This is a genomic window from Thermogemmata fonticola (assembly GCF_013694095.1).
GTDB lineage: Bacteria > Planctomycetota > Planctomycetia > Gemmatales > Gemmataceae > Thermogemmata > Thermogemmata fonticola.
Genome location: NZ_JACEFB010000008.1, coordinates 20,541 through 44,673 on the forward strand (window position 1 = coordinate 20,541; position 24,133 = coordinate 44,673).

At 59.7% G+C, this 24,133-nt stretch carries 16 protein-coding genes; 8 read left to right on the forward strand and 8 right to left on the reverse strand.

All coding sequences use genetic code 11. From position 1 onward, the window contains the following. Positions 1 to 114: 114 nt before the first annotated feature. From H0921_RS11420 to H0921_RS11430, 3 genes are all read left to right on the forward strand, one after another. Complete coding sequence (locus tag H0921_RS11420; RefSeq protein ID WP_194538219.1) at positions 115 to 1,968, forward strand: S1C family serine protease; 1,854 nt, start codon at positions 115 to 117, stop codon at positions 1,966 to 1,968. Positions 1,969 to 2,134: 166 nt separating this feature from the next. Next, entirely contained in the window at positions 2,135 to 3,382 is a 1,248-nt protein-coding gene (locus H0921_RS11425) for a S1C family serine protease (protein WP_194538220.1), read from the forward strand. A gap of 68 nt (positions 3,383 to 3,450) precedes the next feature. After that, entirely contained in the window at positions 3,451 to 5,886 is a 2,436-nt protein-coding gene (locus H0921_RS11430) for a PDZ domain-containing protein (protein ID WP_194538221.1), read from the forward strand. 166 nt (positions 5,887 to 6,052) lie between these two features. Here the strand turns inward: H0921_RS11430 and H0921_RS11435 are convergent, their stop codons facing one another. The 5 genes from H0921_RS11435 to H0921_RS11455 form a co-directional block, all read right to left on the reverse strand. Next, complete coding sequence (locus tag H0921_RS11435) at positions 6,053 to 7,705, reverse strand: M2 family metallopeptidase (RefSeq protein ID WP_194538344.1); 1,653 nt, start codon at positions 7,703 to 7,705, stop codon at positions 6,053 to 6,055. Between the two features lie 298 nt (positions 7,706 to 8,003). Next, positions 8,004 to 8,939, reverse strand: a complete 936-nt coding sequence (locus H0921_RS11440) for a UbiA family prenyltransferase (RefSeq protein WP_194538222.1) — start codon at positions 8,937 to 8,939, stop codon at positions 8,004 to 8,006. Next, positions 8,936 to 10,300, reverse strand: coding sequence for a DUF58 domain-containing protein (locus tag H0921_RS11445; RefSeq protein ID WP_194538223.1), 1,365 nt, complete (start codon positions 10,298 to 10,300; stop codon positions 8,936 to 8,938). The genes H0921_RS11440 and H0921_RS11445 overlap by 4 nt, the downstream gene beginning before the upstream one ends. A 75-nt stretch (positions 10,301 to 10,375) precedes the next feature. After that, complete coding sequence (locus H0921_RS11450; RefSeq protein ID WP_194538224.1) at positions 10,376 to 11,803, reverse strand: arylsulfatase; 1,428 nt, start codon at positions 11,801 to 11,803, stop codon at positions 10,376 to 10,378. A 210-nt stretch (positions 11,804 to 12,013) separates the two neighbouring features. Then, a complete protein-coding gene (locus H0921_RS11455; RefSeq protein WP_194538225.1) occupies positions 12,014 to 12,997 on the reverse strand; it encodes an AAA family ATPase in 984 nt (327 codons plus the stop codon). A 709-nt stretch (positions 12,998 to 13,706) separates the two neighbouring features. On the opposite strand from H0921_RS11455, the gene H0921_RS11460 reads away from it, so the two are divergent. Next, positions 13,707 to 14,426: a YdjY domain-containing protein gene (locus H0921_RS11460; RefSeq protein ID WP_194538226.1), complete on the forward strand. Its 720-nt coding sequence runs from the start codon at positions 13,707 to 13,709 to the stop codon at positions 14,424 to 14,426. A 528-nt stretch (positions 14,427 to 14,954) separates the two neighbouring features. Here H0921_RS11460 and H0921_RS11465 read toward each other — a convergent pair. Further along, complete coding sequence (locus H0921_RS11465) at positions 14,955 to 16,625, reverse strand: SulP family inorganic anion transporter (RefSeq protein WP_194538227.1); 1,671 nt, start codon at positions 16,623 to 16,625, stop codon at positions 14,955 to 14,957. Positions 16,626 to 16,855: 230 nt separating this feature from the next. Next, positions 16,856 to 17,557, reverse strand: a complete 702-nt coding sequence (locus tag H0921_RS11470; protein ID WP_194538228.1) for a carbonic anhydrase — start codon at positions 17,555 to 17,557, stop codon at positions 16,856 to 16,858. A 1,071-nt stretch (positions 17,558 to 18,628) separates the two neighbouring features. Here H0921_RS11470 and mnmA point away from each other — a divergent pair. From mnmA to H0921_RS11490, 4 genes are all read left to right on the forward strand, one after another. Beyond that, positions 18,629 to 19,726, forward strand: a complete 1,098-nt coding sequence (mnmA, locus tag H0921_RS11475) for a tRNA 2-thiouridine(34) synthase MnmA (RefSeq protein WP_194538229.1) — start codon at positions 18,629 to 18,631, stop codon at positions 19,724 to 19,726. Positions 19,727 to 19,732: 6 nt separating this feature from the next. Beyond that, positions 19,733 to 21,085 carry a C4-dicarboxylate transporter DcuC gene (dcuC, locus tag H0921_RS11480; RefSeq protein ID WP_194538347.1) on the forward strand — a complete coding sequence of 451 codons (1,353 nt, stop codon included), beginning with the start codon at positions 19,733 to 19,735 and terminating at the stop codon, positions 21,083 to 21,085. Between the two features lie 172 nt (positions 21,086 to 21,257). Continuing rightward, complete coding sequence (gene mads3, locus H0921_RS11485; protein WP_228499472.1) at positions 21,258 to 22,502, forward strand: methylation-associated defense system AAA family ATPase MAD3; 1,245 nt, start codon at positions 21,258 to 21,260, stop codon at positions 22,500 to 22,502. Between the two features lie 348 nt (positions 22,503 to 22,850). Further along, positions 22,851 to 23,210, forward strand: a complete 360-nt coding sequence (locus H0921_RS11490) for a hypothetical protein (protein WP_194538230.1) — start codon at positions 22,851 to 22,853, stop codon at positions 23,208 to 23,210. Between the two features lie 146 nt (positions 23,211 to 23,356). Here H0921_RS11490 and rsfS read toward each other — a convergent pair whose 3' ends face one another. Next, entirely contained in the window at positions 23,357 to 23,764 is a 408-nt protein-coding gene (gene rsfS / locus H0921_RS11495; protein WP_228499475.1) for a ribosome silencing factor, read from the reverse strand. Positions 23,765 to 24,133: the final 369 nt, after the last annotated feature.

Below are 24,133 nucleotides of genomic sequence, written 5' to 3' on the forward strand. Positions count from 1 at the left end.
CTTCCCACAGAGGCGTGAGTGAGGACCGGCGCAGTTTCTGCACTCTTCGCCTCCAGAACATAGAGGGCTGAGGGTATCTTCACTCTCGAAACATAACATAAGGCGCAGTCAGCCATGAAACAGAATCCGAGGAGCAATCGCTACACCGCAAGCAGGGGATGGTTGGCCGCCATCGTCCTGGGGCTTGGGGGAATAGCTGTCTCATTCTCGTGGGAGCGACCGGTTGTTAGTCAGGCTAGAGCAGAAGTCGAGCCGGCGGTGATGCAAGCCCAGGCCCAGCGCATCGCCGTGATCCAGAAAGTGGCTCCGGCGGTAGTGGCCGTCTGCATGCGCGGCGGGCAGGGAGTCGGTTCCGGTGTGCTGATCTCCCCGGACGGCTACGCCCTGACCAACTTCCACGTGGTGCAACCCACCGGACCTATCCTGCAAGCGGGACTGCCCGATGGCGTTCTTTACGACGCCGTGGTGGTGGGCATCGACCGGGTCGGCGATGTCGCTTTGATCAAACTGCTGCCCAAGGAGCCGGGCAAACCTTTCCCCTATGTGCCGTTAGGCGATAGCGACAAGGTCCGCATCGGCGACTGGTCCCTGGCGATGGGTAACCCCTTCTCACTCGCCCTGGATTTCACACCGACTGTCACCTACGGCATCGTCAGCGGCACCAACCGCTATCAGCCTCCCGAAGGGCGCGGACTGCTGGAATACACCGATTGTATTCAGATTGAAACGTCCATCAATCCAGGTAACTCCGGCGGCCCGCTTTTCAACATGCAAGGCGAGTTGATCGGCATCAATGGCCGGGGATCGTTCGAGAAACGCGGACGAGTCAATTCCGGCGTGGGATACGCTATCTCCATCAACCAGATCAAAAACTTCTTGGGCCATCTCTACGCCGGCCTGGACGCTGACCATGCCACTTTGGGAGCCATTGTGCAAACGGCGGCCGAGGACGCCCCTCTCTCCCAAATGGTGATCACCCAGATGCTGGAAGAATCCGATGCCTACCGCCGCGGCTTGCGCAGCGGCGATCAACTGGTCTCCTTTGCCGGCCGCATCGTGACCAGCACCAACCAATATAAAAACATCCTGGGCATTTTCCCCAAGGAATGGCGCGTGCCCATCGTCATCCGCCGCAATAATGAACGGATGGAACTCCTGGTGCGCCTGATGGGCAATTTGCCCCAAGAGATTGAACCCGGAAAACGCCCTGTTCCGGAGAAGCCCCCCGTTCCTATTCCGCTTCCCGGCAAGGAACCGCGAGCCTTACCCCCTAGCCCTGCTGCCCAACTGTACAAACCCAAAAAAGGGTATGCCAACTGGTACTTCAACGAATTGGAACGAGACAAGCTGCTCTCGGCTTTCCGCAAGCATGGCGACTTCAGCTCCCTGGCGGGAAACTGGACCTTGGAAGGCCAGTATCAGCGGGGCGAGCAGAAGGGCAACTTCCGCTGCGAAATCCTCACGAGCGGGGAAGAACCGCTGGTGAAGATGCTCCTGAACGCCTCCTATGAATTGGCCCCCTTGAAAACGTCCGATCCCGCTTTGCTCCGGGAACCTGTCGGCAGCGGGGGCCTGATGGCCGCCCTGTACCACTATCAGCGCCTGCTGACTCAAGGACCCAAAGGGTTTGAAGGGGAATGCGCCCACGGCGGCCACGAACCCTTCTACCCCTTCCCGCTGGAGGGCCCGCCTCCCGGCTCGCTTGCCAGCCTGCGTGTCGATTGCGCCGTCCTACGGACCCGGCATGGTGCCGTCGAGTGCAAGTGGTACTTCGACCGCAAAGACTCCCGCCTGCTCGGCTTTGAAACTTACACCACCAAGGACTCCGACCCCTGCGAAGTTTACTGCCACGACTACCGGCCGGTCGAGGGACGCCTGTTGCCCCACCGCCTGGAAGTCCGCCACGGCGACCGCCGCTATGCCGTCATTACCGTCGAGAAATACTCCTTCTCGGCTCCGCCGCGCTGAAATACCCGTGCAAATAAAGACGCGGGGGTATGTACCGCGGATACACCCATGATCCCTCACGGTGAGAACAAGCAATAATCCTCAACCCCCAAACTAGTGAAACACGACGAATACGAGCCTCTGGACAACGTCTCCCTTTCGCCCTCTTTGGAAGTGATGGACGACCATGACCCGTACCTGGACCGGTTTCTGCCATCGACTGGCTGCTTGGGGACTAGGCTTTTGGCTAGGATTCAGCTTGTGGCTATCGGCAGGTCCGCTTCTGGCAGCCGACCCATTCCATGAAGTGGCGGAAAAAACGAACAAGAAGTTGGTCAAGCTCTTCGGGGCGGGCGGTTTCTCCCGGCTCAATAACTTTGGCACAGGGATTATTGTCAGCCGCGAGGGGCATATCCTGACCGTGGCCAGTCAATTGCTGGACACGCCTGATCTGGTGGTCCACCTCTACGACGGCCAGCGGTTGCGCGCTCAGGTGCTGGTGATCGAACCGGAGTTGGATGCTGCCCTGTTGAAGATTCGCGTGGAAGGAAAGCGGCCCGATGAACCCTCCGGTTTGGACCTGGATTATTTCGATATCGAGGAGGCTGCCCGCCGGCCGCGTGCTCAGGTAGGCGACTGGGTCCTGGCTCTCAGCAACACCTTCGAGATCGCCTTGCGTGATGAGCCGCTCAGCCTGCAACGGGGCGTCATCATGGCCTACACGAAGATGGCCGGCCGCCGCGGAGTCTTCGAGTTTCCCTACACCGGCGAAGTGTACATTGTGGACGCCATCACCAACAACCCCGGTGCCGCCGGCGGTGCCCTGATTGATCGCAAAGGGAATCTTCTGGGAATCATTGGGCGGGAATTGCGGAACACACTCAGCGACACCTGGATGAACTATGCCATTCCAGTGCAGGCCAGCGTGGAGCTGAAAATCCGCGAACTGGTCAAGGACAACCAAGGCCGCGAGAGCGAACAGGAACGGACAGTCCGGATTTCCTTGCCGGAATTCGTCCAAAAGGGGATGCGAGGAGAGTACAAGCCGATCTCCCGGCCGCGGACCGTAGCTGGCGAAGGCGGCTGGCATGGGATCATTTTTGTGCCCAACATTCTGGAGCGCACGCCCGCCTATGTGGAGGATGTGGTGCCCGGTTCCCCCGCCGCTCAAGCCGGCTTGAGACCCGATGACCTGATCAGCTTCGTCGATGGGGAACCCGTGGTGAGCATCAAGGCCTTCCAGGAATGGATTCGCAAGAACACACGACCCGGCACGACCATCCGCCTGGAGGTCCGCCGCGGCGAGGCCTTGCAAACCGTGGAACTGACGTTGACGGCCCCTCCCTCCTCGCGCCCGCAACCGCCGCGCCAGCCTTCCCCTGCCCCGGACCCCAAGACCCCGCCGTCCCCGCTAGTGCCCAAAAAGAACCCCTAGGACTCACGCTTTCCACCCTGGTTTTTGGGATTTGCATGACCCGGATTCGCCTGTTCGAGACACCACCCATGATGACCATGACACGGCACACCCTCTGGCTCACGGTCCTGATCGGAATGTCCGGCTTGGCTGCGCCAGCGGCGCGGGGCCAGACTCCGGGCAACTCGACGGATGTCAACGAGGCCACCGAGCGCGCTCTCAAAGCCGCTGCGGCTCGTGTGGCTCCGTGTGTGGTCAAAATCGACACCGTCGGCGGAACCGAAGTGATCCCCGGCGGAGGCAAGAAAGGGCCGCCTGGCAAAGGGGGCATCATCCGCAAGGGAACCGGCCCCACCACGGGCTTGATCGTCTCACCTGACGGCTACATCATCACCAGCTCTTTCAACTTTGCCCACAAGCCCACCGACATTTACGTGACCATCCCCGGCAAGTCCACCCCCTTCGTTGCTAAGGTGGTCGCTCACGACCACAGCCGCATGCTGGTCTTGTTGAAGGTCAATGCGACGGACCTGCCCGTTCCTGCGCCGGTGCTTAAGGGAGAAATCCAGGTCGGGCAGTGGGCCATCGCTTTGGGCCGCACTTCGGACCCCGACATCGAACATCCTCCGTCGATGAGTATCGGCATCATCAGCGCCCTCAACCGAATCCACGGCAAGGCAATCCAGACGGATGCCAAGACATCCCCCGTGAACTACGGCGGGCCGCTGGTCGCTGTTGATGGCCGTGTCTTTGGCGTGATCGTTCCCATGTCCAGCCGTGCCGAGGGAGAGACCGCCGGCGTGGAATGGTATGACTCCGGGATTGGCTTCGCCGTGCCGTTGGAAGACATCCTGCGCGTCTTGCCGCGTATGAAGCAAGGCCAGGACCTCCGCCGCGGCCTGTTGGGCATTACGCCCCAAAGCACCGATCTCTACTCCGCTCCGCCAGCGATCGGTTCGATTATGCCGGATTCGGCAGCGGCTCGGGCCGGCCTGCAAGTCGGCGACGTCATCCTGGAAGTCAACGGCAAACCCGTGCCCCATTACATCGCCTTGCAGCACCTGCTTGGCCCCCTTTACGAAGGAGACACCATCCGCCTGAAGGTCCGCCGAGGTGACAAGGAGCTGACTTTTCCCCAAATCACGTTGTTGGGCAGTAGTCCGGCCTTCGTCATGGCCTTCCTGGGAATCCTGCCGCTTCGAGATGATCCGGGACCGGGAGTGGTGGTGCGCTACGTCTATCCCAACAGTCCCGCCGCAGCCGCTGGCCTGCGCAGCGGCGACCGCATTCTTAAGTTCGGCCCCGCCGATGCCAAGGTTCTTCCCCCTGTAGCCAATCGGGCTGCCCTGCATAGCTTGTTGCAACGCCTCCCGCCTGGCACAGAAGTGAAGCTGGAAATCCAGCGTCCCGCTGGCAAGGATGCCCCCCCCAAAGCTCCCCAGCCTGATCCTGCCAGCCCGCCGGACTCCAAGGAGGCTCAGACTCCCAAAGATGACTCCAAGCCCGGCAGCGATCCCAAGGCCACACTGACTCTCAAAGCCAAACTCATCCCCATGCCGGATGTGTTACCGGAGCAATTGCCCCTGCCCTCTTCGGCTGGCCGGGCGCTAGAAAAGCCCAAGGGTGCTCCTTCCGTTCCCTTGCCTCCGGGTTTTCCCAAGGGTCCCCTGCCGATCCCCAAAGGCCCACCAACCCCGGCTCCTAGCCCCCGCGAGGGAAGCAGTCTGTCCCTTCCTCCGGCAACTCCTGAGTATCGTCCTGGAGGAAACGGCGAGTTGGCGGAGAAGTGGGCCGGCACGCCCGTGCTTCCGGTGCTTGCTCAAACTCCGCAACAGCCGCCATCGTCTAGCCGGTCTGAGGACCCCCCAGGAGGCAAACCGGCGGATAAACCCAAGGTGGAAACCGGCCTGCTCCAGCGACTCAACGAAGCCCTGGGGCGGGAATACTGGCTTTACATCCCGGACAACTACGATCCGAATATCTCTCACGGCCTGATCGTCTGGTTCCACGACCGCGGCCCTGCTAAAGATCATGAACGCCTCAGTGCCCTGTTCCGGGAGTTCTGCGAGGATCACCATTTCATTCTGATGGGCCCCAAGTCGGCCAGCCGGGACGGTGCCTGGCTGCCCAGCGAGATGGACTTTGTCCTGCAAGATGTGCGTGCGGTGCTGAGCGCTTATACCATCGACCGCAATCGCATCGTCGCCCACGGAGCCGGTCAGGGAGGGCAAATGGCTTTTTACGTCGGCTTCAATGCACGGGACCTGTTCCGCGGCGTGGCCGTGGTCGGCGCTACGTTGGGCACAAACCCCAAAGAGAACCTGGCGAATCAGCCGCTGTCCTTTTTCATTGCCGCCGGGGACAAGGACCCAGCCTTGGCCGAAATTAAGGAAAGCGTCCAGCTTCTGCGCGAGCGCCGCTTCCCCCTCATCTATCGAGAAATGAAGAATATCGGCCGGGAATACCTCGATGCCGACGCCTTCCACGATCTGCTGCTCTGGCTGGATTCCTTAGACCGCCTCTAGGGAAGGGACCGACCCCCTGACAGAAGCTGAGCCATTTCATGGCGTGCAATGGCCTCACGCCATCGCTTCCCGCCCTTGGCTTAAACCGAAATACTAGCACTCCGGAAGGCAGCTCTTCCTCGACTTTCGAGGATCGGCGCCGGTACCTTTCCTGCCGCGGGCAAGTTCAGCCTTCAAAGTCGCGGGCAAAGGCGGCGGCATTCAGTTCTTGCCCCGTGGCGTGTCGAGTTAGGGCATTCCAGGGCATCGTCCGGCCCGGAGCGATCACCTTGTGCTTCATGAACTCGCCCACTCGCTTGTCACCCACATAGACCACTTGTTTGGGGTCCGCTCGGAACACTTCGCGGGACAAAGCATGATGTACTTGCGAGGCGAAGAGCTGCCCCATCATGTAATTGTGGTAATAGACGGGTGCCGAGCAGATGTGAATCTTGCTCGCGTAGTCTGGGGCGTTGCGTTGCGGCGGACGGCGAAGCTGCTGATATTCTTCGACCAAGTCCCACCAGAGGCGGTTGAGGTCCTGCTGCGGATTCTCATACATGCTCTTCTCGAAGCGAAGCATGACTTGGCACCAGCGGCTGAAGATGAGCAGGCCGTTGCGCTGGACTTTTTCCGCAGCGGCGGCGAAAGCGGCGGCGTCGTCCAGCTTTACCCCCATCTTTTCCAGCCACAGGCGTGACTTGGAGAACCGCTCCATCTGCATCGCCACCCCTTCCGTGGTGAGGATATGGGCCGCATCCCGCAGGACGTAGGGAACCGTGGCTGGAATGTAAAGACTGGAATACACTGCATGGCCCAATTCGTGCAACATGGTTCCCATCCATAGCTCATTGGGCACGATGTTGGCCAGCACGCGCACATCCCCTTCCCGATCGATGTCGATGCAGAACGCATGCGGGCTTTTGCCCTTCTTCTCATAAAGGTCGCTCTGGGCCAGCACTCGATCCACAGGCAGGCCGATGCCTGCGTAAAAATCACGGCACAGTTGCAGAATGTCCGCCCGGCGATACGGAGCATCCAAGTCGGCATCAAAGACCGCCGGCGATTCCTGGAAGAAGGGATCATGATAGTGCCAGGGCATCAGCTCCTTGGGGCTGAGATTATAAGTCTTGGCCAAGCGGGTATCGATTTCCGCCTTGGCACGCTCGAAGGGTTGGCGGGTCAACTTGTCCAGCTCGTCGAAGAGCTTGACGATTTGAGCGCCATCCTGCTCATTGAGGTGGAGCATCATGGCGTGGTAGTTGGCGAAGCCGAGTTGGCGGGCGGCCTGATTGCGGAGCTGAACCAGTTCCGCCAGGTCTGCTGCGACGACAGCGCCGACTCCCTTGCTGGCCTCCCATACTTTGCGGCGTTCCTCCGAGCTTTTCGACTCCTTGAGCACCGCCCGCACGCGGCTATCGGTCCACTCTTGCCCATCGACTTTGGGCCGGTACACGTTGAAGGCCTGCTCGACCGCATTCGCCTTGGCCGTGATCTTGCGCAACAATTCCGGCGGCACCTGCTTTTCCAAGTACTGCAAATAGAGCAGATCGATTTGCCGGACAATCAAGGGATCCGCGAGGCGTCCCGCATCGCGCGCCGTCTTTAGCTCCTTGAGGCGGGCAAATGTCTTGGCGTCCGACAGGACGGCGTCGATCTTGTTCTGCAACTCCTCCTTGCGCTTGAAATCTTCATCCTTGCCGCTGATATTGGCATCCCACCAGGCCCGCGCCGCGGCGACCTCCAAGGGGCGGAGCTTCGCCTCGTGCTGCGCAATGAACTCTTTGGCGGCTGCCAAGGGGTCCGCCTGAACCGCCGCCAGCCATTCGGCTGCTGCCATGCTGCTCACAACTCCTCCTCCCCAAACCAGAAATTGACGGCGAGTCAACGCCGCTTTCCCATCACCATGATGAAACGGGCCCATAGGATTCCTCCGGCTGCGAACGATGCCACAGATGTTGCAAACGATTCCACAGAGGGCACGGACTCCATCCTACCTTGTCTGAACAATTCCCCGATGCCACAGAGGGCCGCTCGAATTCTCAGCAGTCCCTTTTCCTCCCAGGCTCCTGGGCGCACAGGCCATCGTTTCCTGGCTTCCCAAGCACCGGCGGGGATGGAACTCCCCTGCAGCGGATTCACGTAGCATAGACCCATTTTCCCAGCCAGACAGCGGGGAGCAACAGAAAAAGAAGAATCAAGCCAGGTAACCCTACAAAGGCGACGGCCAGGACGGCGTCCAATAGGATTAGGCCGCGCAGGCAGCGGGTGACCGCCGCTTGCACAATCGGGGGCTGGGGTTGACGTATTGCCGTCACCAGAGCATCCCCCAGATACACGCCGAAAGCTGCCAGCAAATAAGGGAACAAGACACTGCCGCTCTGTTCCGGAAGGCGGGCACGCAGGGTCAAAGCCAGTAGCAGTGCTCCCACGATGAGGGCCGCCGCAACCCGCAGTTGTCCCGGCTCGCTCCGCCCCTCCTCCCGCCGTGCAAGCCAGGTCACGCCCACGATGTAGAGGCCGACCACCGCCGCCAGATGCAAGCGCCACACCCAGGGCAAGGCGTCGCCGGGAATTAAGGAGACTCCCAGGAGGACATTCCCAAAACGGCATCCCCCCATCAGCCACGGCCCAATCCAGGTGGCTTTCCACACTCCGTCATACAGCATGATGAGCATAGCCAGAAACGTGGCTATCCAGCCCGGATGCTCGAATCCCACCTCCAGGCTCAGTCCCTCTCCGGCAGCCACTCCCCAGGCGGCGGCGATTCCCGCGATCAACAAGCCGCTGCCGAGCAGAATGGCAGCACGTGTCGACACACGCCGGGAGGGCAAAGGCCGCTGGGGGCGGGTGCGGGCATCCTCGTGGCGATCGAAGATGTCATTCCAGACCATGCCAGCCAGGTACAGGCTTCCCGAAGCGACAAACAGGCCAGCCCAGGCCAGCCAGGATCGCTCCGTATCTGCCGCCAAAGCCTCAAAGACCATCACCCCCAAGGCGATATCCGCGAAGGCCGTAAAAACATTGGGAAGCCGCAACAGTTGAGCATACGCCAGCCAACAGGAGCGTGTCATGCTATTGGTATATCGAGGGCGTAAGGGGCGGGACCGCTGTCTGCTCCCACAAATTGTCCCCCTCGGATCACATCGGCTTCGGACGTGATAACCCGGACATCATGGATTCCCTCGGCGGTCAGGCGGCCATACGCCTCCCACACATGGACTTCCTCCGGCAAAATCAGCAGCACACTGACGGCGAATCCCAAACGGCGGAGCAGACCCAAAGCGACCGACGCTTCCACGGGGACTAGGGGCAGAATGGCCAAGATGGTCGCATCACGGGGCAGGCGAGGTGCCATCAAGGACACCATCGCTCCGAAGGTTAGGCCATCATTCAACTCCAGGCGTGCCAGGGTTTCCCGCACTTGGATCAACTGATCGACTCCCCGCCGCGTCTCCACGACCACAGGGCGCAGCCGCAGTTCCGCTTGCCCTAAAGCGTAGCGCTGATGCAGCCGATCCCGGTCCTGCTCCACCGCCGTTGGGCTGGCCGCCTGCTGGCTTTCTTCGCGAATCCGGGCCGCGGCATCCCGACCGTTGCTGACCAAACCCAGGGGCTGTTTCTGCAAGGACAAGGCATAGGCCAGGCTCGCCGCCGTGGTGATCGCCAACTCGGAGCGATATGGCTCGCTGCGCGCGGGATAACTCCCTCGGTGAAAATCTAGCAGCAGTGTTGCTCCCGCCAGGCTGGTCGGTTCATACACCCGGCAGTGCAACTGTCCCATCCGGGCCGTCACCTTCCAGTGCACCCGTGACAAGGGGTCACCCGTCTGATACTCGCGCACACCGGCAGTGCGGGTGGGGTCCTCGAAGAGGCGGTGATGCAGTCGAATTTCCCCGATGGGCCGGCGGGAAATGAAATCGTAGCGTTGGATAGGTAACATCCGCGGCAGCACCAGGATGTACACAGGCTGGCCCACCACCCGGAAGCGGCGATGCAAGCCGAACACGTCCCCGCTTTCCAGAAGCGTCGGGCCGATCGGATAGTAGCCGCGCCGCAAAAAAGTGATGCGGTAACGGAGGGTTCGTTCCTGTCCCGGTCCCAGGCTCACGACCTGCAAGCGGCTCCCCTTCACTTGGACGGCGGGGGGGCGCTGCCGCCAAAACTCCTCCGGCACGAAATCTTCCACCAACACCCACAGAATGGGCCAGTACCCGGCGTTGCGCACGTGCACGGTGACTTCGAGGGAGTCCCCGACCTCCCGCGGCTCCACTTCACACTGCCGCACAGCTGCCAAGTCCTCGATCCAGCGGCGGGACAACCAGCGGGACAGCACGTAACTGCCCAGGACCACATAGCCCGCAAAGGCCGCCAAACCGGCCTGGAGGACCAACGCCAGCCCCACCAACAGCACCAAAATCAGCACCCACCGCATGGGCAGTACTCATCCTCCGCATCACGGGTATCCGGCCGCGAATGATTCTCTCCTCATCTTTCCCCTCGTTCTTCGCTACCTCTTCGGCGTATCGATGGCGGGCAAGGGGAAATCGGGATGGGGTGTATGCTGCTCTTGCATCAAGCGCTCCAGCCGTGCCGCCACTTCCGGATGTTGGGCAGCCAGATCATGCTTTTCCCCTTCATCCTGTCCCAAATGGTACAACTCGGTCTTGATTATCCCGCGGGCCAAGTTCTGCCGGACGGCCTTCCACTCGCCGGCAATAATCGCCTGCTGGCCGCCGTAACCCGGAAACTCCCAGTAGAGGAACTGGTGCAATTCCTGCTTTCCCTTCCCGCAGAGTGTTGGCCAGAAACTGATGCCATCGATGGGATGGCGGACTTCAATACCGGCCGCCTCGCAGATCGTCGGCAATATGTCAGGGAAGTAAAAGCGATGGCGGCAAACCGATCCCGCGGGAATCACGCCCGGCCAGGAAGCAATGAAGGGAACCCGGATACCGCCTTCGTAAAGGCTCCCTTTCAGACCCCGTAGAGGTCCGGCGGATTGGAAGAAGACGGAATCCGCCCCGCCCACATTGTGCGTCGGTCCATTGTCACTGGTGAACAGAACGAGGGTCTTCTTTTCCAGTCCCAACTCCCGCAGTTTGGCCACAATCCGCCCGACACTCCGATCCATTCGGGTGACCATCGCGGCGTATCCAGCACGCGGCGTGGGATGGGGCAGATATCCCTTACCCCCCGTATAAGGCGGGTCTTCCCCCAGCTTGCCGCGATACTCCTTAAGGGAATCCTCTGGGACCTGAATCGCTACATGAGGCACGATAAACGGCAGATACAGAAAGAAGGGGCGATCTTTGTTCCGCTCCAGAAAGGCCAACGCCTCCGCCTCGAAGAGGTCCTGCGTGTATTGCCGTCCTGTCTTCCCGTCATTCCCTGGTAAATCCACCCGCTGGCCGTTGCGATACACGTAGGTGGGGTAATGACTATGGGCATGGGCTTGGCAGTTGTAACCGAAGAAATAGTCGAAACCTTGCTTGAGGGGACTGCCCGTGGTGTCCCAGTTGCCTAATCCCCACTTGCCCATTGCCGCCGTGACGTAACCCTTGCTCTTGAGCAATTCGGCCAGGGTCACGTCCTCCGCTCGCAAAGGGAACTGGCCTTCCTGCCCTTTGCGGTACTGCCGATTGTCGCGCACGGTAGCATGCCCCATGTGCCGCCCGGTCATCAAAGCACAGCGGGAAGGAGCGCAGACAGCACTCCCGGCATAAAAATGCGTCCACTTCATGCCCTGGGCTGCCAGTTGATCGATGTGCGGCGTCCTGATCTTCGTCTGGCCGTAACAGCCCAGCTCATAGCACCCCAGATCGTCTGCCACAATGAGCACAATGTTGGGCAACACTTCCTGGGCCTGGGCGGGGGACACTGCCCATTCCCCTATCACTGCCAGCAGCAGCACGCCATTGGCGATTCCGTATCTCATCGCTTTCTCCTTGCACGTGCAGGTTAGGTTCTAGACACATGGGACCGCCACGGCCGCCACGGAGTGGGTGCGGCAAGCATATCCGGCAGAGGAACATGGAATCTCGCGGCCTGGCCGGAAGGCCTGCCCCCACAGACCGCACCACCGCCACCTTGGCTGTATTTCCCTTCCGCTGCCTCTTCCTCCCGGATCATACCCTCCGTCCTCCTCTCAACGGGCGAAGTAGTCCTCCGCCAGAGCGCGCTGGCGATCCGTCACAGGAACACGGACATCGGCGACCAACTCCTGTACCACCAGTTGGGGCGTCCGCTTGCGCAACCGGCTCTCCGGTTTGAGGATGAGGCGATGGGCCAGCACGGGAATGGCGAGGCGCTTGACATCATCCGGCACGACAAAGTCGCGTTCCTGGATCGCGGCCAAGGCTTGAGCGGTCCGATAGAGCGCCAGCGTGGCCCGCGGACTGGCACCTAGCAGAACATCCTCATGTTCCCGGCTGGCATGGATGATGTCCAGAATATACCGGCGCACCTTCTCATCCACGTGCACGTCCCGCACGGCAGCTTGGGCGGCCAGAACCTCATCGGCTGTCGCCACGGGTTTGATCTCGTCGATCGGATGGCCTTTCTGAAGCCGCTGGAGCATCTGGCCTTCTTCTTCCAAAGTCGGATAACCCAGCGACAGCCGCACCAGGAAGCGGTCCAACTGAGCCTCCGGCAGGGGAAACGTTCCTTCCTGATCGATGGGGTTTTGCGTGGCGATCACCAGAAAGGGAGGCTTGAGCAGATAGGTCTGGCCGTCCACACTCACGCGCCGCTCGGCCATCGCTTCTAACAGCGCCGACTGCGTTCGAGGCGTGGCTCGGTTGATCTCATCAGCCAGCAATGTCTGGGCGAAAATCGGACCAGGGCGAAACTCGAACTCGCCGCTTTTCTGATTGAAGATCGACACCCCCGTCACATCGCTCGGAAGCAAGTCCGGCGTGCATTGCAACCGCTTGAAGGTGCATCCCACGCTCCGCGCCAGGGCGCGGGCCAACATGGTCTTGGCCACACCGGGCACATCTTCCAGCAAAATATGTCCCTCGCTCAAATATGCCGCCCAGGCTATCATCAGCACCGTGCGCTTGCCGATGATGACCTTCTCCATGTTCGCCAAAACACGCTGCGTCAGCTCTGCCACCTCGTGGACCGTCATCCCTTTCTCCCTTGCCCGATGTCCGACGCTTACCCTTGTCCTCTCCCCCAACCTTGGACGAGTTCGTTGCCGTTGATTCCCAGTCCCAACTCTGCCCTTATCTTACCACTCTTGCTCCTCAAAACCTGCCCGACTCGTAGAAATAGACCTTTGGGGACAACTTCGATAACCTCGGCCCCTTTCCCTCACGCGCGCTGGCAAGGGATGCCCCATGCCACCAGCCATTCGATCACGTGATTCATCCCCCCGCTGGATGCGATCAGCCGGGATTCGCCGGCTCACCTTTCTCCTAAAGGCCCCAGGGAACAGCCCCGCCGCAGGAACACCCCGTGCAAGCCGCAGAGAAATCGTGTATGTTGAATGTTAGGAGGATAAGAAAATTATGGAGCCATCTGCAACTCGGCCTACGCCGAAAGTCACTCGTCCTCACATTCCATCGGGGCACCCATCGATGCGTGGCTGGCGCAGTACATTTCTGATTGGGACATTGGCCGCGGGGTTATTGCTGGCCGCGTTGGCATTCCTCCGCACCACCCCCACCGATTCCTGGCCGTCGCCCCCTCCATCCGCTTCACTGGACGATGTACCCCGTGGCGATCCCCACGCACCCCCTGCCGATCCCCCACCCGTTTCTTCCTTCGTCAGGAACACTTCCTCGGATCAAAATTCCACGTCCTCCACCGAGGCTCTCGAGGTGGGATCAGCCGGTATGGAAACACCCACAGGAGCGACCCAAGAGGACAAGCCGGAACCCCTGCCCGAATACCCCAAATTGAATCCTCAGAATACCCTCACGGCCTTGAATCCAGAGAAAACTCTCTTTGCCGAAATTGGCGTAGTCGATGGGAAGAAGAAAGTCATCCGGGTCGGCTTGGTATGCGAGGTTTGTCTGCGGGAAGGTCCTCTGGAAGTGTTTCTGTGCAAGAAGGGAACCAAGGAGCACGAAGGGATCGTCCGAGTCGATGCGGATGCCCAATTCATCCATGCCGCTTTGGAGGCGGCGGGAGCCAAACCTGGTAAACCCACGCAATTTGTCAATCCGACCACCGAGCAGCCAGAATACAAGCCGGCCACGGGTGACAAGATCAAAGTCCTCGTCCACTACCGCCACCGCGGTCAGACACGCACCCATCCCGCCCAGGAGTGGATCTGGGACCGTAACAAAAAGATGGTTCTTCCCCACGATTGGGTCTTCGCAGGCAGCGTCACCATCGTGGACCCGGATACGGGCCGGAAATTCTACGGTGCCAACAGCGGCGACATCATCAGCATCTCGAACTTCCCCTATTCCCTTCTGGAAATCCCCGCGGAAATCTCCAAGGACGATGCCAACCTCACCTACGAAGCCCGGACGGCTCAAATCCCTCCGCTGTGGTCCAAAGTCTGGGTCATCCTGCAACCCGCCTCAGCGGATAGCTCTGGCCGGTGATCAATTGCTAGTCCATTCCTTCCAAACGAATCTGGAAAAGGTGTGCTGAGCTTTTCCCCGCAACATTCCCCGAGCCTACAAACCTGCAAACGGTCGACTGATTGTGCCGGAAGAGAGGGAGAAGGGCCGTATTCGGATGCGATCCTGGCTGCAAAGCGCCAATGGCCAAGCGCCGGTAGGATTCATTCATCCCCCAGCGGAGGCATCATTTCCCGACGCATCATTCCCCCCGATAACGGACGACGTTCCTAAATAGGGGATTAAGGGATTAGGAAAAAAGAATCGGTCTGCCGACAGCCTCTCCCCCCGCCGACAGACCGATTGCGGCTCTCGCCATTGGGGTATAGGCAGTTGCCGTGCCAATCCTTCCGATCCGCCGATTTTCTGCTAAGGGGGCGACAATTTCCTGGGAATCGTTGGGGTTTTCGAGTGGGGGAAGGAATGAGGCTACTCAGAGAGCCGCGAATTCCTTTGCTAGCATATTGAGCACGATTGCATTGAAAGAGTGCAATCCTGCCGCACATGGCATCAATGGACCGATTTCACGGGCTGCACTCGGTTGGGTGTATTGCACTTGTCTGAGGAGTTCGCCTCACCCTGTGGGACGGCCAGAGCTGCGGATTCCGAACCCGATCGGCTTTCCGTCTGGGAATTGCCGTTGGTTTCGCCCTCCTTCCGGAAGCGAGCGTGGAGCGAGTCCCAGTCTATGATGAGGCGTCCTCCCTGCTTTTCATGTTGCTTGGCCCAGTTGACCAGAAGCTCGAAACAGGCGTGATCGATGTAGGTCAGATGTTTGAGATCCACATGCAGTTCCACATCGGGCCGGATGTTTTCCAGAACGGCGGCGAGTTTCGGCAAGCGGAGGAATGTCGCGGCCCCTTCCAGGCGGAGCCAGGCCCGTTGGTGCTCCGGCTGCTCGATCAGGTGAACCCCCAAATGACTGACCCGGTAGAGCAGTTGCAGCAGGGCCAGGCCAATTCCGGCCAAGATACCTGTGAGCAAGTCTACGACTATCACCGTTCCCAATGTGACTGCATAGGTCGCCACTTCCCCCTTACCGACCTCCCAGAGCGCACGGATGGCTTTGGGATTGAACAGTTTCCAGCCGGTATAAACGAGAATGGCGGCCAGACTGGCAATGGGAATGTGGCGCAAAACCTCCGGGAAGAACCAGGCAAAGATCAACAACCACAGGCCGTGCAGGATGGTGGAAAGTCGGGTTCGGGCGCCGGCGAGGATATTGGCTGTGGTGCGGACAATCACCCCTGTCATCGGCAAAGCACCGAGCAATCCACAGCAGATGTTTCCTACTCCTTGGGCCGCCAATTCCCGATCGTAGCGGGTGCGAGGAGCATGTTGTTGCAAGGCGTCCGCAGCGGTGGCCGTCAGGAGGGACTCCGCACTGGCCACAAAGGCAAGGGCTACTCCCGCCAGGATAATGGACCCATCCAAAAGTTTGGGCCACAGATCCGGCGTCGGCAGTTGGATGGCATCCAATAGGTTGTCCGGCACACTGATAAACTTCACTGACAGGTTAAGGGCATTGACGACCAGACTGGCCAAAATCACCCCAACCAGCGGCGCAGGGAAGAATCGCAGCCGCCGGGGAGCCAAAACCGACCACGCCACCACCGAGAGAATGGTCAGGACCCCTGTGAGGGCCGCCGCCTGGTGCGGTCCTTCCGTCAGGCCTTTCCACACTGCCTCTGGAATCGTGTAGAGATTGATTATGCCTCCGAATTCGACGCCCGTGCCCGGCGGAGTGTCATCGACCATCACATGGAATTGGGCTGCAAAAATCAGCACGCCGATCCCGGCCAGCATCCCCTGAATCACCGCCGGGACCACAGCCCGAAAAATCTGCCCCAAACCGAAGGCCCCGGCCAGGAGTTGCACCACCCCCGCGATCAAAACAATCACTCCCAACGTGGCAAAACCATAATCCGCGATGTATTGCCCGACGATCACCGCCAACCCTGCCGCCGGCCCGGAGACTTGCAAGGGACAACCCGCCAACAGGCCGACCAGGACGCCGCCGATGATGCCGGTGATAATACCCACCGCCGCTGCCCGGTCCTCCGGAACTCCTGAAGCAATGGCAATACCCATACACAGGGGCAGGGCCACAAGAAACACCACGATCGAGGCTAAAAAGTCAGCCCAGAGTGTGGACCAGCGCGATGCTCTTGTTGACACCATTGTTCCTCTCCATCGATCAATGTTGGGGGGTATCTCCGCAACTCAGGCACTCAAACCATTCCTTGGCGAATACGTGTTCGCAGTCACGTGTTCGCCTGCTCAAGCCGGACGCGTTCTCAACGGCCCGAATCGTCCCATGCCGATCCTGCGGGGTAATATCCCTCTCGCATTCCGGCACCCCTTGCGGACGAGCCGAAGGCGGTTACACACTCTCCACGGCGGAATCCCGTTTACAGGTCCACACACGCGTGGCGTACTCCTTGAGGCGAGGCAAGGGGCGGTTCGTGGGACCATCCCGATGTGGCTTCGCGGTCCCTTCGCAGGAGTTCGAACTGACCAGACGAGGAGTCATAGGCGAAGACCTCGCCGGTCTCCATTTTGTACACCCAGGCGTGGAGGGTCAGTTGCTGCGAGGCGAGAGCGGCAGCGACGGCGGGATGAGTGCGCAAATGCTCCAGTTGCACGAGCACGTTCTCTTGGACCACCACGCGCCGCTGCTTATCAGGAGGAAGATGCTGATAACACGTGCGGACAATGCTCGCGGATGCCTGAGCGTACCCTAACCATTGGCGCACACTCGGCAGTTCCGCCGTCATCTCGATATCCATGACAGCATTCATGGCGCCACAATTCGTATGCCCGCACACCACGATGTGGGGAATCTTCAAAACCTTCAGGCCATACTCCACCGTGGCAGCCACACCGCATGACGTTCCCGGCACATAGGGCGGGATGATATTGCCCGCATTACGGATCACGAACAGATCGCCGGGGTCCGTTTGGCATATGAGGTCCGGCACCACGCGCGAGTCCGAGCAGGTGATGAACAGCGCTTGGGGAGCTTGCCCCTCCGCCAGCTTGCGGAAAAAGTCCTGCCGCGGAGCGAACACCATATCTTGGAAGCGGTGAATTCCCTGAATGAGTTTTTGCATGTCAATGACTCCTCCCAACGTTTTGTCCGTATATCTTCCCAGCAGTCTCGCATCCCCGCCGCCTGTCCCTGGGGACAGAACGACACACTATATTCCGCCCATATTCCCACTTCGTAACGGCGTCTAGCTGTTCCACGGGTTGTGGAAACCTCGCCCTCGCCCAAAATTAGGCCAGGGGTACACTTGGCGGGACAAAACTACTAGAAAGGGAGTCTAACAAAGATAGGGAGCGCCTAGACCGTTGCAGAACGGATCCGGCCAGGCCAGAGACATAGGCCTGACACACGACAGGAGATACCGCAGAGCAGCAGACGATGAACGAGCTGGCAAATGTTTCCTACACTGGGAAGCGCGAGGATGATCACGCCGGATGCGGTCCGAGGAATGGATTCCCTTGTGCTGGTGCCGCCAACCGTCGGACGTTCGCTGTTCCTCTTCCTCCTCGCTCTCATTCACTGGAGCAGGAACACTGGGTAGCTTAGTATGGAGAGGCGCACTGTTGGGTCGGGTCACGAGCCGTAGGAATGGGACGGCCCGGCTGCCCAAGAGGGACAAAACACAAGCCATGACTGCCAGCCAGTAAAGCGCTGACCGCAACCGTTGGCTTCGTGTCTGCCTCATTGCACTTCTCACCCTCCCTCGCCATCCCAGCGGCATCACCTCTATCCTCGGTTGATGCCATTCATTGTATAGCATCTTTGTACAATTTGCCAGCCGAGCTGGACTGACCTTGCGTGGATGCCCCCCCAGTGCGACTCCTTTGCCCCGGCCACGTTAGACTTCTCCCCCGGAAGAACAGGCCGATTTCTCTCGCGGGGCAACACGTTTTGATGGGAATGAGAGAAACTCGATCCAGCCGCGGGAGTATAAAATTGGTAACCCCCCGCATTGTCTCGAGGAAAAAGGGCGAAAAGGGGAGATGCAGCCTGGCGCTCGGCACAAGGGTGAGCATAGCCCTGCACCATCGGAAGGGGAATCCGTTCAGGTGGCCGAGAGTCATCGGAGAGGCTTGCCAACAGGTAAGGAGTAAAGAAAGAGCAGGGAGCAAGGATAGGAGAGGAGATAAGGGTAATGGCCCGTGTGGTGCTGGCGATGAGTGGAGGGGTGGATAGCTCGGCCTCAGCGGTGCTTTTACGCCGTCAGGGGCATGAGGTCATCGGCTTGTTCATGCGCACCGGCGTGCAACACCCTGGGGGGGAAGGAGCCGTCTCTCCGCGAGCCGAGCACAAGAAAGGGTGCTGCTCAGTCCAGGATGCGTGGGATGCCCGGCGAGTTGCCGACCGGCTGGGAATACCGTTTTACGCCCTCGATTTTCGGGCAGAATTTGATCGCATCATTGACTACTTTGCGGACGAATACGTGCGGGGACGGACGCCCAATCCCTGCGTGGTGTGCAATACCTGGCTCAAATTCGGCCAGTTGTGGGAGTTTGCTCGGCAATTGGAGGCCGATTACATCGCCACCGGACACTATGCCCGGATCGTCGCCGGACCGGAGGGAGCCGAGTTGCACCGAGGCGTGGATTTGTCCAAAGATCAAAGCTACGTGCTCTGGGGAATTCGGCGGGAGATTCTGGAGCATATCCTCTTCCCCGTCGGAGGATCTACCAAAAGCGAAATTCGATCCTTGGCACGGGAGGCGGGTTTGGAGCATGTGGCCAGCAAGCCGGATAGTGTGGAGATTTGCTTCGTGCCCGGCGGGCGTCCCAGCGAAGTGGTCCGCGCTCGACGGCCGGAGGCGATCCGGAGAGGGCCAATCGTGGATCGGCAAGGCCGGATTCTCGGAGAACATGACGGCATCGATCGCTTCACGATCGGCCAGCGGAAGGGTTTAGGAGTGGCCAGCGGGCGGCGGCAATTCGTCCTGGAATTGCTCCCCGAAACCCAGACAGTCGTCGTGGGAGATTACCACGAACTTCTCGCGGCCGGCTTGGAAGCGGAAGGGGTCAATTGGCTCTGTGTCCCGCCTACCGGACAAGTCGAAGGCTGGGTCAAAATCCGCTATCGCCATCCCGGTGTGGCGGCGGTCATTCGTCCTCAAGGCGAGGGGCGGGTCCTGGTGCGCTTTGCCTTGCCCCAAGCCGCGGTGACGCCGGGCCAAGCGGTGGCGTTCTACGCGGCAGATCGTCTATTGGGCGGCGGCTGGATTACCCGTGCTCTGCGGGAGTAGCCCGTGATGGAAGGCACCAGCCTGATAGCGCTCGGCGTCGTAGTCCTCTCCGCCGTGTTGATCCTCCGGGGTTGGGATGTCCGGCTGGTGCTTCTGAGCGCCGCCCTGCTGCTCGGGGCCGTCACTGGGGAATGGCCGCGAATTATACGCACCTTTCTCACCACCCTGGCCAACGAAAAGTTCGTCGTCCCGATCTGTTCCGCTATGGGGTTTGCTTATGTTTTGCGGCACACCGGTTGCGATCAGCATTTGGTGCGGCTGCTGCTGCGCCCCCTGCGGCCAGTGCGGGCCTTGCTGATTCCGGGGGTGATCCTGGCGGCTTTCATCGTCAACATCCCTGTGATCAGTCAGACGAGTACAGCAGCATGTGTCGGACCCGTGGCCATACCCTTGCTGCGAGCTGCCGGTTACTCGGCTACCACGAGTGGTGTGTGTCTGCTGCTGGGTTCATCCGTGGGCGGGGAGTTGCTCAATCCCGGAGCACCGGAGTTGCTCACGATCGCCGCTGCTAATGAAGGCCATCCGCTGGCCCCTCCGACCGAACAGGCACGGACGACTTTACCGCCGGTGGTGCTCGTCCAATTGAGCGTGGCCTTGTTGGTCTGCTGGCTGCTCTGCCGCTGGTGGTGGGAGCGAGCGGAGACAAATCAGGGGCCGCAGAACTCCGAAACTTCGACCGCACCGATCCGCCTGTCGGCGGCCCTGGTGCCCTTAGTTCCCCTGCTCCTGCTCTTTGCTACCGGTCCACCGCTGCACTGGCTGGAAATTCCCCAATCCTGGGTGGCTCCCGCTCGCCCAGATGGCTCGCGGGACCCCGCTTATCACACCCGCGTGATTGGTCTGGCGATGCTGGTAGGAGTAGCCGCTGCTGCCCTGGTGGTTCCCCAGAAGGCGAGGGATTGCATGCAGCAGTTTTTCGAGGGAGCGGGTTATGGTTTTGCGCACATAGTCAGTCTGATCGTTACGGCCCATTGTTTCGGGACGGCGATGGAAGCCGCGGGAGTGGCTCAGTCTCTGGGTCACTTAATCACTCTGGCGCCAGAGTTGCTCGTGCCCCTGGCTGCCCTCGTCCCGCTGCTGTTTGCGGCTCTCTGCGGTTCAGGTATGGCTAGCACCCAGAGCCTCTACGGTTTTTTTCACGAACCGGCCCTCGCGGTGGGAGTCGATCCGGTGGAGTTGGGAGCGTTGACCGCCGTCGGGTCTGCCGCCGGCCGCACCATGTCTCCCGTGGCCGCCGTGACCTTGATGTGTGCTCAGTTGACCGGCAGCCAGCCTTTATCCCTGGCTTGTCGCGTCTGCTGGCCGCTGCTCGCCGGCATCGCCACCGTGATCTGTCTACGCTGCTTCGCTGGGCTTTGAAGAACTCTCGGCGCGTTTCCGCAGTTTCGAATGGGCTTTGAACTCTCGCCGGAGCTTCCTCACGAGTCACGGCCGTGTTGGAATCCGTGCAGAGCTTGATTGAATAAAAGCAATCACCGCGCAGATTATATCCCGAATGTCCTTTCCGATTATATGAAAAAGGAGATGGTCCATGATACGAAGGATCGAAGTGTTCTCCTACAAATGTTTGCGTTACATTCGTCAGGATTTAGCATCTTTCCAAATCCTGGTAGGTCCCAATGCAAGTGGAAAGAGCACCTTTTTGGATACACTCGTTTTCTTGCGCGATCTCTTGAATAGCGGACTTGAACGGGCTGTGCGCATCCGGGCACGCACTCTACAGGAGCTGACTTGGCGGATGCAGTCCAACGCCTTTGAAATCGCCGTTGAGTTCGAGTTGCCACAAAGCCTCCGAAAGAACGGCAAGTTGGCCGACTATCCGCGGGTGCGTTACGAAATTCAAGTCGGGCTGAGCGATCAAGGCAGTATGACGCTTTCGGGCGAAAACCTATGGTTTCGCAAAGAGGACGAGGAACAGGTGCCTCCGCCTAAACGCTTTCCCAAGGAAAGTCGGCCACCCCAAGGAATCATTATCAAGCCGGGCCGACATACGCCATCGGGCTTTCGCAAGATCATGGGACGCACGGCAGAAGGACGGCTCTACTTTCGCTCTGAAACCACGGATTGGAATTTCCCTCTTCGTCCAAGCCGTGACCAGGCTGGCCTGGGGCTAATTCCTGAAGAGGAACGTTTTCCCGCCAGTTCGTGGGTCAGAAGATTGCTTCTGGAGAATCTTCGCTTCCTGATGCTGGATAGTCGTGCGATGCGCCATCCCTGCCCACCCGATGCTCCGGAACGTTTTCAGCCGGATGGCTCAAATCTCCCGATTGTCGTGAGTTGGATGCAAAAAAATGACCAGAGACGATTCAAGCACTGGATTGAGCATGTTCAAACCGTTCTCCCGGAAATTCAGGACATAGAAGTTCACGAACGGTCGGAGGATCGTTACCGTTATCTGGTGGCGCGCATGGTGCAGGGCACGCGTGTTCCCTCTTGGCTTCTCTCCGACGGCACCTTGCGTTTTCTGGCGCTCACACTCTTGGCTTATCTAGGAGAACCTGGCTTTTACATCATCGAAGAGCCCGAAAACGGCATCCACCCGAAAGCCCTGGAAGCGGTATATCAATCGCTCTCTTCTATTTACGAGGGGCAGGTGTTTTGCGCCACGCATTCGCCCATCTTCTTGAATCTAGCCCGCCCTGTGGAACTGTTGTGTTTTGTGCGCACCGAATCAGGAGCAACGGATGTTGTGCGCGGCGACCAGCATCCCGCTCTAGCAGCATGGAGAAAAGAGGTGACCCTAGGCGATCTGCTGGCGAGCGGAGTACTAGGATGAAAGACCTTGTTGTGCTTGTGGCAGACAAGAACATGGAGCATGCCCTAAAGGGTATTTTAGGGCGGCCCGCAGCCCTACATATCAGGCCAATCACTTTTGACATTTTCATCCACCCGCGGCGAGATCCGGGAGTTCTCAACTATGCGCCCAATTTTTTGAGACTGCACATGGCCAAATACCGCTATGCTCTCGTGCTGTTCGGGTGCAACCAAATTCTCTGGGGGTTCCCTGCCGGGCAGCTCTGCTAGTCTGGGGAAACACCTCGCGGGTTCAGCCCCCACCCCCAGAAAATCTGGTTACACCCTGCTGTTCGATCGAGAAGGATGCAGGTGCAATGAAACAGCCGAAGTGTTAGAAGAGCGAGTAAAACGTGAATTACAACAATCAGGATGGCAAAACGCAGAGGCGGTAATACTTGACCCTGAGTTGGAAGTGTGGGTATTCGTAGATTCACCTCACGTGCCGCAAGTTATCGCCGATGGTGATGAGCAGTTGTACTCACAAAAGCTCACCCATGCTGAAAAGAGTAGGCTGAACAAGCCCGCGCGGCCCAAGGAGCTTATGGAAGCATTGCTGCGGGAGAAACGAATCCCGCGCTCCTCGTCTCTCTACCTCAAATTGGCTCAAAAAGTAAGCTTGAGCAATTGCAGCGATCCCGCCTTTCTCAAGCTACGCCAGATTCTACAAGAGTGGTTTCCTCCGAGGTGAAGATTCATCGACAACAACGAGGGGGTCGCGAAGGGGAAAGGAAAGACGCCTCTCTCCCTTCGCCAAGCCGAGCGATGCCTTCAGTCCTTAGGTAGGACCGCACCTAAGGACCGCCCTTAGGAAGGGCCGCTCCCGTCGGAGCCGATTCAGCCGATTTCTTTTTCCCAATCGATCCGCGGGGCATCCGCCCACAATTCCTCGAGTTTGTAGTAGTCCCGGGTGTCAGGATCGAAGACATGCACGACGACATCGCCGTAGTCCTGGACGACCCACCGGCTGGATTCGTACCCTTCGATCCCCAAGCGGCTATCGCCGACAGCCCGCAGGGCCGCATCGGTCTCCTCGACCACGGTGTGAATCTGCCGGCGGCTGATCCCCGTGGAGATCACAAAGAAGTCGTACAGCGGGGTCAAGCCTCGCATGTCGAGGACGAGGATGTCTTGACCTTTGTTGTCGGCGGCCACCTTGGCAGCAAGACAGGCCCGATGCAGGGCACTGGGAAGAGGACGAGACAGCAGACGAGGCGCAGGAACAGTCATCACGGCGGTACTCAAGACACCTCCTTCAGGTCATGGGTTGGATTTCCGGAGGCGCTGGACGCCGGATCATCTCCTAACGGAAACCTTCCTTTCCAACGGATCGTGGCTGCGCCTCCGGGGTCTGGACCGACCATGCCATGCCTGGATAGGCTGAGGACCATTCCCCAACCTACTTCCATCATCCACGCGCCGCGGCAGAAAGTCAAGCACCTACCCACTGACTCCCCGCTCATCCGCGGACAGGTCGGACTGTCCCACCGGCTCACCCCCATAGGGACTCACATTGGATATCTGCTTCGATTGTCCCACCACCTGTATTCTGCTTCGATTGGTCCGCTGCCTGTTCCATCGGCTTGGTGGGGCAAGGGCAAGATACCATGATAT